General features: G+C 66.3%; 11 protein-coding genes. 7 read left to right on the top strand and 4 right to left on the bottom strand.

Annotated features, from left to right (window positions below; all coding sequences use genetic code 11):
• Positions 1–119 precede the first annotated feature (119 nt).
• From IEW24_RS08210 to IEW24_RS08180, 7 genes are all read left to right on the top strand, one after another.
• Positions 120–1,055, top strand: coding sequence for an N-carbamoyl-D-amino-acid hydrolase (locus IEW24_RS08210; protein ID WP_188577054.1), 936 nt, complete (start codon positions 120–122; stop codon positions 1,053–1,055).
• Positions 1,056–1,156: 101 nt separating this feature from the next.
• On the top strand, positions 1,157–2,326 hold the full coding sequence (locus IEW24_RS08205; RefSeq protein ID WP_188577052.1) for an amidohydrolase/deacetylase family metallohydrolase: 1,170 nt from the start codon (positions 1,157–1,159) through the stop codon (positions 2,324–2,326).
• A gap of 261 nt (positions 2,327–2,587) precedes the next feature.
• Positions 2,588–4,192, top strand: coding sequence for an ABC transporter substrate-binding protein (locus IEW24_RS08200; RefSeq protein ID WP_188577050.1), 1,605 nt, complete (start codon positions 2,588–2,590; stop codon positions 4,190–4,192).
• Between the two features lie 115 nt (positions 4,193–4,307).
• Complete coding sequence (locus IEW24_RS08195; protein WP_188577048.1) at positions 4,308–5,249, top strand: ABC transporter permease; 942 nt, start codon at positions 4,308–4,310, stop codon at positions 5,247–5,249.
• Positions 5,246–6,166, top strand: a complete 921-nt coding sequence (locus IEW24_RS08190; protein ID WP_210324137.1) for an ABC transporter permease — start codon at positions 5,246–5,248, stop codon at positions 6,164–6,166. Before IEW24_RS08195 ends, IEW24_RS08190 begins: the two co-directional genes overlap by 4 nt.
• Before the next feature lie 2 nt (positions 6,167–6,168).
• Positions 6,169–7,158, top strand: a complete 990-nt coding sequence (locus tag IEW24_RS08185; RefSeq protein WP_188577045.1) for an ABC transporter ATP-binding protein — start codon at positions 6,169–6,171, stop codon at positions 7,156–7,158.
• A complete protein-coding gene (locus tag IEW24_RS08180) occupies positions 7,155–8,168 on the top strand; it encodes an ABC transporter ATP-binding protein (RefSeq protein WP_188577044.1) in 1,014 nt (337 codons plus the stop codon). The genes IEW24_RS08185 and IEW24_RS08180 overlap by 4 nt, the downstream gene beginning before the upstream one ends.
• Positions 8,169–8,652: 484 nt before the next feature.
• Here the strand turns inward: IEW24_RS08180 and IEW24_RS08175 are convergent, their stop codons facing one another.
• From IEW24_RS08175 to IEW24_RS08160, 4 genes are all read right to left on the bottom strand, one after another.
• Positions 8,653–9,906, bottom strand: coding sequence for an ABC transporter substrate-binding protein (locus IEW24_RS08175; RefSeq protein WP_188577042.1), 1,254 nt, complete (start codon positions 9,904–9,906; stop codon positions 8,653–8,655).
• A gap of 159 nt (positions 9,907–10,065) precedes the next feature.
• Entirely contained in the window at positions 10,066–10,539 is a 474-nt protein-coding gene (locus IEW24_RS08170) for a RidA family protein (RefSeq protein ID WP_188577039.1), read from the bottom strand.
• A 30-nt stretch (positions 10,540–10,569) separates the two neighbouring features.
• A complete protein-coding gene (locus IEW24_RS08165; RefSeq protein ID WP_188577038.1) occupies positions 10,570–11,637 on the bottom strand; it encodes a glutamate cyclase domain-containing protein in 1,068 nt (355 codons plus the stop codon).
• A gap of 21 nt (positions 11,638–11,658) precedes the next feature.
• A complete protein-coding gene (locus IEW24_RS08160; RefSeq protein ID WP_373870035.1) occupies positions 11,659–12,669 on the bottom strand; it encodes a threonine ammonia-lyase in 1,011 nt (336 codons plus the stop codon).
• Between the last annotated feature and the right edge of the window lie 81 nt (positions 12,670–12,750).

Below are 12,750 nucleotides of genomic sequence, written 5' to 3'. Positions count from 1 at the left end.
ATCGGCACACAAACGGAATTTTGGCACGGGACTTGCTGACCTCCATCCCGGCTCCAGTCGGGAGCCTCCTTGACGGAGGTACGGCGTATGCGGTTGGCATCACTCTCTGGGACAAGCCCGTGTCACGCATCCTGACGGTTGCGGCGGCCCAGCTCGGCCCCATCCAGCGCGTGGACGGCCGCCCGGCGGTCATCAAGCGCATGTGCGCCCTCCTCACGCAGGCCGGCGAGCAGGGATGCGACCTCGTCGTGTTTCCTGAGCTGGCGCTCACCACCTTCTTCCCGCGCTGGTACATGGAAGATCAGGCGCAGGTGGACGCCTTCTTCGAGGCGCAGATGCCCTCGGCCGACACCCAGCCGCTGTTCGATCTCGCCCGCGCGCTGAAGATCGGTTTCTGCTTCGGCTATGCGGAACTGGTGGAGGAAGACGGCCGCCTGCGCCGCTTCAATACGTCCATCCTCGTAGACAAGGACGGCAAGATCGTCCTGAAATACCGCAAGATCCATCTGCCCGGCCATGCCGAGGACGAGCCGTGGCGCGCCTTCCAGCATCTGGAGAAGCGCTATTTCGAGATCGGCAACCTCAACTGGCCCGTGGTGCGCACCATGGGCGGGGTGATGGGCATGGCCATCTGCAACGATCGCCGCTGGCCCGAGACCTATCGCGTGATGGGCCTGCAAGGCGTGGAGATGGTGCTGCTCGGCTACAACACGCCGCGCCACAACCCGCCCGCCCCCGAGCACGACCGGCTGTCCGAGTTCCACAACCAGCTCTCCATGCAGGCCGGCGCCTATCAGAACGGCACGTGGGTCATCGGCACCGCCAAATGCGGCGTGGAAGAAGGCTGCGAGATGATCGGCGCCTCCTCCATCGTCGCCCCCTCGGGGCAGATCGTGGCGCAGGCCATCACCCAGGATGACGAACTGGTGGTGGCGCGCTGCGACCTCGACATGGGCCGCGCCTACAAGGACGGCATCTTCAACTTCGCCAAGCACCGCCAGCCGGATCAGTATCGGCTGATCGTGGAGCGTACCGGTGCGATCGCACCTGAGTGAGCCGCGCCGGAATGAGCGCGCTTGCGTGAGGCGCCGGGCATAGGCCCGGCCCTCTCATTCATTTTCAGAACCTTCAAGGTCTCGTTCGGAGATGCGCAAAAATGGCTTTTGATCTCATCCTGCGCGGCGGTCATGTGATTGACCCCTCGCAGAAACTCGACGGCGTCTGCGATGTCGCCTTCAGCGACGGCAAGGTGGCCAAGGTTGGCAAGAACCTGAAGGCCAGCCCCACCACCGATGTGCGCGATGTCTCCGGCTATATCGTCTCGCCCGGCCTCATCGACCTGCACACCCATGTCTATTGGGGCGGCACCTCCATCGGCATCGACGCCGAGGAGTTCTGCAAGATGTCCGGCGTCACCACGGCGGTGGATACGGGCAGCGCCGGGCCGGGCAATTTCGCCGGCTTCCGCAAGCATGTCATCGAGCCGAGCCAGGTGCGCATCCTCGCCTATCTGCACGTCTCCCACGCCGGCATCTATGCGTTCTCCAACCGCATCATGGTGGGCGAGTCTGAGGAAATGCGCCTCATGAACCCCATCGACGCGGTGAAGGTGGCCGAGGCCAACCGCGACGTCATCGTGGGCATCAAGGTGCGCGTGGGCGCCCATGCCTCGGGCACCTCCGGCATCGCGCCGCTCAACATCGCCCTGCAGGTGGCGGAAGAGACCGGCATGCCGCTGATGGCGCATATCGACCATCCGCCGCCGAGCTATGAGGAGGTGCTGGACATGCTGCGCCCCGGCGACGTGCTCACCCACTGCTTCCGCCCCTTCCCCAACTCGCCCGCCACCGTGCAGGGCACGGTGAAGCCGGCGGTGTGGGATGCCCGCAAGCGCGGCGTCATCTTCGACATCGGCCACGGCAAGGGCTCGTTCGCCTTCAAGACCGCGCGCGCCATGCTGGCCAACGGCTTCCCGCCGGACACCATCTCCTCCGACGTGCACTCCATCTGCATCGAGGGCCCGGCCTTCGATCAGGTCACGACCATGTCGAAATTCCTCATGCTGGGCATGCCGCTGGCCGAAGTGATCGAGCGCTCGACCGTGAACGCGGCCATGGCGCTGAAGCGGCCGGAACTGGGCTCGCTGAAGCCCGGCAGCGTGGGCGACGCCACCCTGCTCTCCGTGCGCCAGGGCAAGTTCGACTATGTGGATACGACAGGCGAGCACCTGATCGGCGATCGCAAGATCTTCTCCGAGGGCGTGGTGATCGCCGGCAAGTGGTGGCACCCCAAGCGCTCCAGCCGTTTCAAGAAGCAGGCGGTCTGAGCGCTGGAGGCTGATTCACCGATCAGGTTGATTCAACCTGATCGGATCAGGCTCCGAGCCTTCACCATACCGTGACGGGCGCGGCGGGCAGCCGCGCTCCATCACCCGATTGAATGGCATGGCATTTGCGTTGCCCTGTCCGGTTACAGGCGCTTTTTAAAAACCTTCCATCCCGTCCGGCATGCATGGGCGGGCAATACGCCAAAGAACAGGGCGATGAGGCCGTAACTGATCAAAGATCAGGCAAACGAGGGGAATAGTATGGACCGCAGGACATTTCTGAAGGGCGTTGCGGGTGCCGGCTCCATGGCCGCCATGAGCGGTAGCCTTGCCATGCCCGCCCTTGCGCAGGGCGCGGCCAAGACGCTGCGCTTCGTCCCGCAGGCGAACCTCGCCAATTTCGATCCCATCTGGGGCACCCAATATGTGGTGCGCAACGCCTCCGTTCTGGTGTGGGACACGCTCTACGGCCTCGACGCCGCCGGCACCCCACAGCGCCAGATGGTGGAAAGCGAGGAGGTCTCCGCCGACGGCCTGACCTGGACCTTCAAGCTGCGGCCCGGCCTGAAATTCCATGACGGCGAGAAGGTGCTGGCCAAGGACGTGGTGGCCAGCCTCACCCGCTGGTCCGCCCGCGATCCCATGGGCATCATGATCAAGGGCATCCAGAAGGAGCTGACCGCGGTTGACGACAGCACCTTCAAGTGGGTGCTCGCCAAGCCCTTCCCGAAGATGAAGCTGGCGCTGGGCAAGACCAACGCCCCCATCGCCTTCATCATGCCCGAGCGCATCGCCCAGACCGATCCGTTCAAGCAGATCACCGAATATGTGGGCTCCGGCCCCACCAAGTTCCTGAAGGACCAGTGGGTGCCCGGCGCCAAGGCGGTGTTCGAGCGCTTCGCCGACTATCAGCCCCGTTCGGAAGCCGCCTCCTGGCTCGCCGGCGGCAAGAAGATGCTGGTGGACCGCATCGAATGGGTGGTGATGCCCGATCCGGCCACCGCCGCCGCCGCGCTCCAGAACGGCGAAGTGGACTGGTGGGAACAGCCGCTCTCCGATCTTGTTCCGCTGCTCAAGCAGAACAAGAACCTCAACGTGGACATCGGCGATCCGCTCGGCAACGTCGGCTCCTTCCGCATGAACCACATCCAGCCGCCCTTCAACAATCCGAAGGTGCGCCAGGCGGTGCTCATGGCCCTCTCCCAGGAGGACTACATGCGCGCTCTGGTGGGCGACGACGAGAGCCTGTGGAAGCCCCTGCCCGGCTTCTTCACGCCCGGCACCCCGCTCTACACCGAAGTGGGCGGCGAGGTGCTGAAGGGCCCGCGCAAGCTCGACGCCGCCAAGAAGCTGCTGGCCGAAAGCGGCTACAAGGGCGAGCCCGTGGTGTGCGTGGTGGCGCAGGACCAGCCCATCACCAAGGCGCAGGGCGATGTGACCGTTGACCTGCTCAAGAAGCTCGGCATGAACGTGGATTTCGTGGCGACCGACTGGGGCTCGGTGGGCTCCCGCCGCGCCCTGAAGACCCCGCCGACGCAGGGCGGCTGGAGCATGTTCCACACCTGGCACGCGGGCTCGGACTGCACCAATCCCGCCGCCTATCCCGCCATCCGCGCCAATGGCGACAAGGCGTGGTTCGGCTGGCCGGAGAGCCCGGAAGTGGAGAAGGAAGTGGTGTCCTGGTTCGAGGCCGCCAATCTGGAAGAAGAGAAGGCCGCCATCGGTCGCCTCAACAAGGCGGCGATCGAGAACGTCACCTACGCGCCCACCGGCTTCTTCCTCTCCTACACGGCCTGGAACAAGAAGGTCACGGGCGTGACCCAGGGCCCGATCCCCACCTTCTGGGGCGTCGCCAAATCGGCGTGACCACGTCGGCGTGACCGGGTCCGCATGACCCGGTTCGCGTGACAGAGATCGGCGCGATCAGGCTCGCCTGATCGCGCCGGCCAACGGACATCGGTGCGACGCTCTAAGGGACTGCATGCTCGGATATATTCTGCGACGCATACTCTCCACCATCCCGGTCATGGCGATGGTCGGACTTTTCGTGTTCAGCCTGCTGTTCGTCGCCCCCGGCGATCCGGCGGCGCTCATTGCCGGCGATCAGGCATCCCCTGCGGACATCGAGCGCATCCGCGAAAGCCTCGGGCTGAACCGGCCCTTCCTCGTCCAGTTCGGCGAGTGGGCGTGGCGCACGCTGCATGCCGATCTCGGCACCTCCATCTTCACCAGTCTGCCCGTCACCCAGATGATCGGCCAGCGCGTGGAGCCCACCCTCTCCCTGATGGCGCTGACGCTGGTGTTCGCCATCGTCGTCTCCGTGCCCATGGGCGTGGTGGCGGCGTGGAAGGTGGGCACCTGGGTTGATCGCTCGATCATGACCTTCGCCGTCTTCGGCTTCTCGGTGCCGGTGTTCGTCATCGGCTACATGCTGGCCTATGTGTTCGCGCTCCGGCTCGACTGGTTCCCGGTGCAGGGCTACACGCCCATCACCGACGGCCTCGGGCCGTGGATCTCCAACCTCGTGCTGCCGGCGCTGTCGCTGGGCTGCGTCTATATCGCGCTGATTGCCCGCATCACCCGCGCCTCCATGCTGGAAGTGCTGGCGCAGGACTATGTGCGCACCGCCAAGGCCAAGGGCCTCGGCCAGCGCTCCGTGCTGTTCCTGCACGCGCTGAAGAACGCCGCCGTGCCCATCGTCACCGTCATCGGCATCGGCATCGCGCTGCTGATCGGCGGCGCCGTGGTGACGGAAAGCGTGTTCGCCATTCCCGGCCTCGGCCGCCTCACGGTGGATGCCATCCTGCGCCGCGACTATCCGGTGATCCAGGGCGTCGTGCTGCTGTTCAGCTTCATCTACGTGCTGGTGAACCTTCTCATCGACATCCTCTACACCTTCCTTGATCCGAGGATCCGCTATTGACCCTCGCCTCAGACCATCGCACCCCGCCCCCGGGGCTGGCCATTGCCACGCCCTTGCCGGACATCCTGAAAAAGGTGAAGCCGCGCACCGGGTTCGTCGGCTTCCTGCGCCGCTATCCCACCATCGCCATCGGCGGCTTCCTGCTGCTGGTGCTGATCTTCGTCGCGGTGTTCGCGGGCTATCTCGGCACCGTGGACCCCACCGCCATCTCGCCCTCCCGCCGCAACCGCGTGCCCTCCGAACTCTACTGGTTCGGCACCGACATGCTCGGCCGTGACCTCTATTCGCGCGTGCTCTACGGCACCCGCGTCTCGCTCACGGTTGGCTTCTGCGTGGCCATCTTCGCCTCCATCGGCGGGCTGGCCATCGGCCTCATCGCCGGCTACGTCCGCTGGCTGGATGGCCTCGTGATGCGGGCCATGGACAGCCTCATGTCCATCCCGCCCATCCTGCTGGCGGTGGCGCTGATGGCGATCACGCGCGGCAGCGTGGGCAACGTCATCCTCGCCATCACCGTGGCGGAGATCCCGCGCGTGGCCCGCCTCGTGCGCGGCGTGGTGCTGTCTCTTCGTGAACAGCCATACGTGGACGGGGCGATCGCGGCGGGCACGCGCACGCCCATGATCATCCTGCGCCACATCCTGCCCAACACGCTCGCCCCCATGACCGTGCAGGCCACCTACATCTGCGGCAGCGCGATGATCGTGGAGGCCATCCTGTCCTTCATCGGCGCCGGCACGCCGCCCAACATCCCGTCCTGGGGCAACATCATGGCCGAGGGCCGCGCGCTCTGGCAGGTGAAGCCCTTCATCGTCTTTTTCCCCGCCGCCTTCCTGTCCGTGACCGTCCTTGCCGTGAACCTGCTCGGCGACGGCCTGCGCGACATGCTGGACCCGCGCGCCTCGAAGGGACACTGATCATGGCCCTGCTCGAAGTCGAAAATCTGCAGGTGCATTTCCGCACCCCCGTGGGCGTCAACCGCGCGGTGGACGGGGTCTCCTTCCATGTGGAAGAAGGCGAGACGCTGGCCATCGTGGGCGAAAGCGGCTGCGGAAAATCCGTCACCTCCATGTCCATGCTGCGGCTCATCCCAGAGCCGCCGGGCAAGATTGCAGGACAGGTGCGCTTTGCCGGCCGCGACCTCCTCAAGCTCTCGGACAAGGAGATGCGGGCCATCCGTGGCAACGACATCTCCATGATCTTCCAGGAGCCCATGACCAGCCTCAACCCGGTGCTCACCGTGGGCCGCCAGATCGGCGAGACCCTGCGGCTGCATCAGGGGCTGGACGCGGCCGCCGCCGAAGCCAAGGCTGTGGAGATGCTCACCCTCGTGGGCATCCCCGCCCCCGAGCGGCGGGTGAAGGAATATCCGCACCAGCTCTCCGGCGGCATGCGCCAGCGCGTGATGATCGCCATCGCGCTCGCCTGCAATCCCAAGCTCCTGATCGCGGACGAGCCCACCACGGCGCTCGACGTGACCATCCAGGCGCAGATCCTCGACCTGATGCGGGATCTCAAGCACCGGGTGGGCGCGGCCATCGTGCTCATCACCCATGATCTGGGCGTGGTGGCGGAAGTGGCCGAGCGCGTCATGGTCATGTACGCCGGCCGCAAGGTGGAGGAGGCGCCGGTGCGCGAACTCTTCTCCAACCCGCGCCATCCCTACACGCAGGGCCTGCTGGGCGCGGTGCCCAAGCTCGGCTCCTCGCTCTCGGGCGAAAGCACCCGCCTTGCGGAGATCCCCGGACAGGTGCCGAGCCTGACGAAGCCCATTCAGGGCTGCGTGTTCGCCGGCCGCTGCGCCATCGCCACCGACGTGTGCCGGACCTGGGCTCCGGCGCTGGAAATGAAGGCGCCGCGCCATGTCGCCGCCTGCCATTACGCACTGAAGGAGGCGGTTGCCGCATGACGCGCCCCCTGCTCGAAGTCAACGATCTGAAGAAGCACTATCGCATCGCCGGCGGCCTGTTCGGCGGCAAGCCGTCCTATGTCTATGCGGTGGACGGCGTGTCGTTCGAAGTGGCCCGCGGCGAGACCCTCTCCCTCGTGGGCGAGAGCGGCTGCGGCAAGTCCACGGTGGGTCGCGCCGTGCTGCGCCTGTTCGACATCACCTCCGGACAGGTGGTGCTGGACGGCCAGCGCATGGACGATGCCTCCAAGGACACGTTGCAAACCTTCCGCCGCCGGGTGCAGGTGGTGTTTCAGGACCCCTTCTCCAGCCTGAACCCGCGCATGAAGGTGCGCGACATCCTCGCCGAGCCCATCCGCAATTTCGGCCTCGCCAGATCCTCCGCCGAGGTGGATGAGCGGGTGAACAAGCTGATGGATCTGGTGGGCCTGCCGCGTGAGGCGGTCAAACGCCTGCCGCACCAGTTCTCCGGCGGCCAGCGCCAGCGCATCTGCATCGCCCGCGCGCTTGCCGCCGAGCCGGAACTCATCGTCTGCGACGAGGCGGTCTCCGCGCTCGACGTGTCGGTGAAGGCGCAGATCGTCAACCTGCTGCAGGATCTCCAGCGCGAGCTGGGGTTGGCGCTGCTGTTCATCAGCCACGACCTTGCCATCGTGGAGCACATGACGCACCGCGTGGCGGTGATGTATCTGGGCAAACTGGTGGAGGTGGCCCCCAAGCGCGAACTGTTCGCCGCCCCGCGCCATCCCTATACGCGCGCTTTGCTCTCAGCGGTGCCGCTGCCGGAGCCCGGCGCCCAGCGCGAGCGCATTATCCTGAAGGGCGACGTGCCGAGCCCGGTGAACCCGCCCAAGGGCTGCCGCTTCCACACCCGCTGCCCGCACGCTTTTGAGCGCTGCCGGGTAGAGGAGCCGGAGCTGAAGATCGCCCCCGGCGATCACTGGTCCGCCTGCCACCTCAACGACCTGCCGCTGGCTGAGAACCCCATGGTGACGCCGCTGGCGAGCTAAACGCTTGCGGCCTAGCCCCTCTTCCGAAGCGAGGGGGTAGATTTGGCGGCCGCTCCGGGGGCTTGCGTTCGCCCTCTATTCGTCATCCCCGGACTTGATCCGGGGATCCACGTGGCACCGCTCGGATCAGCCTTCGGAGGTCGCCACTGTCGGCCCGACGTGGATGGCCGGATCAAGTCCGGCCATGACGATGCTTTGCTGCATACATGGCTTGTTGATTCACGGACCATCCCCCCAAAAAGAACGGCGCGGGATCAACCCGCGCCGCTGCGATCAGCAATCCGACCAAGAGGGAACCGGCGGTCGCCTGCGCAGAAGTGAAGCCGGGTGCGGGGGCATGGCGGGCGGATGCCGTCCATCCAAACGCCTCCCTCACACCTTCGGCTTGTCTCTGATGTCGCGCCCTGCCCCCTCCCTGGCCCTCCCCCGCAAGCGGGAGAGGGGATGCGTCGCGCAGGGGGCAATGCCCACTTTTAATCCCTGATCACGGATTCATCGGCCAGATCGGCTCGGCGATGGCGACATTCTCCGGGAAGATGGTCACGAACTTGCCGCCCACATATTGCAGCAGCACCGGGCTGGCGTCGGGGTTCTGGCCCTCCTCGTTGAAGCGCACCCGCGCCCACGGCATGATGGTGCGCTCGCCCGGAATGTCGGTGGCGGCCAGCGCCGCGCGGATCTTCTCGCCCTCCTTCGAGCCGGCCCGGTCGATGGCATCAGCCAGCACCAGGAAGCCCATCAGCTCGCGCGAGGAATTGTCGTTGAGGTCGCGGGTGGAGCGAGCCTTGTACATGTCGTTCACGGTCTTGATGAACGGACGCTTGGCGGCCAGATCCAGCGAGAAGCTGGCGCGGGAGATGGCGCCCACCAGTCTGTCGCCCACCGCGTCATACGTCACCTGCTCGGAGAAGCCGGAGGCCTGCGCCACGATGTTCTTCGGCTTGTAGCCCAGCTCGCCCATGGTCTTGACGAGGTTGATGGCATCCGTGGTGTAGGTGGAGGGCATCACCACGTCCGGATTGGCGGCGCGGATCTGCTGCACCTCGGCCGAGAGCGAAGGCGTGTTGGAACGGTACTTGATGTCCGCCACCAGCTTGTAGCCGCGCTCATTGGCAAGGCGGCGCTGCACGGTGGACGAGTCCACGCCGAAGATGGTGTCCTCGAAGAACAGCGCCAGCGTGTCGACCTTCTTGCCCTTCTTCTTCTCCGCATCGAAGAAGTCGAACATGGCGGCCGAGAACATCTCGTCCTGCGCCGCCGGGCGGAAGAAGAACTTCATCTTGCGATGCTGGAGGCTGGGCGAGGAACTGTCCGCGCACAGGAAGGGAATGCCGTAGCGCTCGCACACGCCGCTCACCGTGGCGGACACCGCCGACTGGTAGCAGCCGATGATGGCGACCACCTTCTCCTGCGTGATCAGGCGCTCGGCCTCGGCACGGCCCTTCTGCGGGTCGGCCTGATGGTCGGCGGTCACGAGGCGCACCTTGGCGTTGCCGAGGCCCTTCAGGCCGGCATTCCTGGCGGTGGGCAGGTCGAAATCAAAGGTTCCGTTGACGATTTCGGCCGCCGTCTCGATGGCGCGCACCGCGTCCACGCCCACCTGCGCGCTGGGACCGGACATGGAATAGAGCACGCCGATGGCGACCTCCTGCGCGTCCTGCGCGAAGGTGGCCCGGCTGCCGGCCGCGACGGCGATCGGCATGGCGGCTGCGGCGAGAAGAAGTTCCCTGCGGTTCATGTGTATCCCTCTGGTCTGGAAGTCGGTTTTTGTTGATTGAGGTTCGCCACCCCTTCGGGATAGGCGCATGCGGAACCGTTTGCGCGGCGCACGGAGCCCGCGCAGGAAGCAGATCGAAAAGGAAACGCCGCGCGGGGGCCCCGCGCGGCGTGGATCAGGTCAGGCCGGCGCGATGCCGAAACAGCCCTCGATCTCCACCGTCATCTGGCTCGGCAGCGAGGAGGTGCCGGTGGCGATGCGGGCGTGCCGGCCGGCATCGCCGAACACCGCGCAGATGAGATCGGAAGCGCCGTTGATCACCTGCGGATGGGCGTCGAACTCCGGCACGCAATTGACGATGCCGGCGAGGCGCACCACCTGCTGCACCCGGTCGAGATCGCCATCGCAGGCGACCTTGAGATGGGCGATGAGGTTGATGGCGCAAATCCTGGCCGCCTCATAGGCTTCTTCCGGCGTGCGCTCGGCGCCCACCTTGCCGGCATAGACCAGCGCGCCGTCGCGGCGCGGGCCCTGCCCCGAGATGAAGACGAGGCCGTTGTAATTGACGAAGGGCACGTAATTGGCGCGCGGCGATCCCGCTTCGGGAATGACGATCCCGAGTTCCGCCAGCCGCTTCTCAACCCGTCCGCTCATGGCCGCATATTCCTTCAACTGTTCAAGAGATCACTTGATCTGGCGCCAGTCGCCGCGATCACCCTTCCAGTTTACGCTGTTGCCCATGGTGCGCTCCACGGTCGCCTTCAGCGTGCGGATGAGGCCTTCCCACTCTTTGGTGGAAATGCCGTCCACCGCAGGCTCCGGGGCCATGAACATGCCGTCCACGCCGCCGCCGGCCACGCACAGCTCGATGCAGCGGGTCTCCAGCTCCGCATCGTGGAAGACGATGGGGTTTTCCAGCAGCGCCGAGAGCGCGGCGATGATGCCGGTGGCGCCCCAGTTGGAGACATTGGAGACCACCAGATGCGAGGCGGCGGTCGCAGCCCCCACGCCGCCCCGGCCGGGAATGCCGCAGTCCACCGCCTTGGGCGAGAAGGCGGGCAGGTCTTCCGCGATCACGCCCATGCCCAGCTCGTTGCCGCCGTCACCGATGCCGATGAAGGGCAGGCCCATATCCAGCCCCTTGCGGAAGAGCTGGTCGAGATCGGCCACCATGCCGTCCAGCGGGCGGCCGCCGAGGCCGTGATAGAGGCCGTTCACATTGGCGCCGGGCCGCTCGATGGCGATCAGCAGCGAGGGCTTGGTCTGCGCGAACAGCGCGTCCGTCACCCGTACGCAGCCCTCGGTGTCCTTGGGCACGGTGCGGATATAGACCGGGCGCAGGAAGGGGATGGGCTTGATCACGCCATCCGCCGGGAACGGCATGGGCGAGAGGCCGGCGCCACGGCAGGTGGCGACCATCATTTCTTCCCAGTCCGCGTCCACGACGATGACGCTCTCCACGTTGAAGCCGAGGAAGAGCGCGCGGGCGAGCAGCGCCGCGCCCACCGGGCCGTCCGTCTCCGGCACGCCGCCGCCTTCCGGGAAGCCGGTGGCGATGAGCACCGGGCCGCCCTTCTCCTTCAGCGTCTTCGTGATGATCTCGGCCGCGCCCATGCAGACATAGCCGGGCTGGCGGCGCTGGGCGGCGGCGTAGATGTTGCCGATGAGGCCGACGCCGGTGATGTCGAGCATCATGAAGGCATCGATGGTGGCCGCCACGCGGGCGTAGATGGGGCTGGTGGTCTCAAGCATGGGGATGGGTCCGAAAAGAGATCAGGCGGCGATGATGGTGGCGAACTTGTCGGCATCCACATTGCCGCCGGAGAGCACCACGCCAATGGTCTTGCCGGCCACGTCGAGCTTGCCGGCGAGGACTGCGGCCAGCGTCACCACGCCGCCCGGCTCCACCACCAGCTTCAGCGCGTCATAGACGAGGCGCATGGCGCGCTTCACCTCGTCATCGCTCACCACAAGGCTGCCGGCCAGCAGCGCCTGGCAGAGCGGGAAGGTGATCTCGCCGGGGGTGGGCACCTGCAGGGCGTCGCAGAGCGACTTGGCGCCGGCCGCATTGCGCTCCGGCTTGCCGGAGGCGAGCGAGCGGGCCAGATCGTCGAAGCCGGCCGGCTCCACCGCATAGACCTTGGTGGCTGGTGAGCGGCTGCTGAGCGCGATGGCCGCACCCGAGACAAGCCCGCCGCCGCTGCACGCCAGCAGCGCCGCGTCCAGCGTCACGCCCAGCGCCTTGGCGCCTTCGGCCAGCTCCAGGCCCACGGTGCCCTGTCCGGCGATCACATAGGGGTCGTCATAGGGCGGCACGATGATGGCGCCGGTCTCGCGGGCGATCTCGGCGCCGATCTCCTCGCGCACTTCGGTGGCGCGGTCATAGAGCCGCACGGTGCCGCCGAGGCGGCGGGCGCCCTCCACCTTGGTGCGCGGGGCATCCGAGGGCATGAGGATGGTGGCCTTGATGCCGTTGCGCGCCGCCACCGCCGAGATGGCCAGCGCATGGTTGCCCGACGACCAGGCCACGATGCCGCCCCTGCGCTCGGCATCGGTCATCTGGCTCACCCGGTGACAGGCGCCGCGATATTTGAAGGAGCCGGTGTGCTGGAGCATCTCCGGCTTGATCAGGATGCGCGCGCCGCAGGCCTCGTTGACCACCGCGCTCTCCAGCAGAGGAGTGCGCACGATCTGCCCGTCGATGCGGGCATTGGCCGCCTCCACGTCGGCGATGGTGACGGTGGGAACGGCAGCGGAAGCGAGTGCGGAAGCGGCTTGGGACATCATGGCCTCAGGGGTTTGAGGCGTCATGACATCATGTGAATTTCATCATATCAAATTATGAATACATATAAATTTGCATAG

It is taken from the genome of Azorhizobium oxalatiphilum, from assembly GCF_014635325.1.
GTDB lineage: Bacteria > Pseudomonadota > Alphaproteobacteria > Rhizobiales > Xanthobacteraceae > Azorhizobium > Azorhizobium oxalatiphilum.
This window is presented reverse-complemented; position numbering and strand designations above follow the sequence as displayed.

Bases quoted from the DNA above. Each gene is read 5' to 3' on its own strand.
- IEW24_RS08205 (WP_188577052.1), top strand. From the start codon at position 1,157: ATGGCTTTTGATCTCATCCTGCGCGGCGGTCATGTGATTGACCCCTCG.
- IEW24_RS08200 (WP_188577050.1), top strand. From the start codon at position 2,588: ATGGACCGCAGGACATTTCTGAAGGGCGTTGCGGGTGCCGGCTCCATG.
- IEW24_RS08195 (WP_188577048.1), top strand. From the start codon at position 4,308: ATGCTCGGATATATTCTGCGACGCATACTCTCCACCATCCCGGTCATG.
- IEW24_RS08185 (WP_188577045.1), top strand. From the start codon at position 6,169: ATGGCCCTGCTCGAAGTCGAAAATCTGCAGGTGCATTTCCGCACCCCC.
- IEW24_RS08180 (WP_188577044.1), top strand. From the start codon at position 7,155: ATGACGCGCCCCCTGCTCGAAGTCAACGATCTGAAGAAGCACTATCGC.
- IEW24_RS08175 (WP_188577042.1), bottom strand. From the start codon at position 9,906: ATGAACCGCAGGGAACTTCTTCTCGCCGCAGCCGCCATGCCGATCGCC.
- IEW24_RS08170 (WP_188577039.1), bottom strand. From the start codon at position 10,539: ATGAGCGGACGGGTTGAGAAGCGGCTGGCGGAACTCGGGATCGTCATT.
- IEW24_RS08165 (WP_188577038.1), bottom strand. From the start codon at position 11,637: ATGCTTGAGACCACCAGCCCCATCTACGCCCGCGTGGCGGCCACCATC.
- IEW24_RS08160 (WP_373870035.1), bottom strand. From the start codon at position 12,669: ATGTCCCAAGCCGCTTCCGCACTCGCTTCCGCTGCCGTTCCCACCGTC.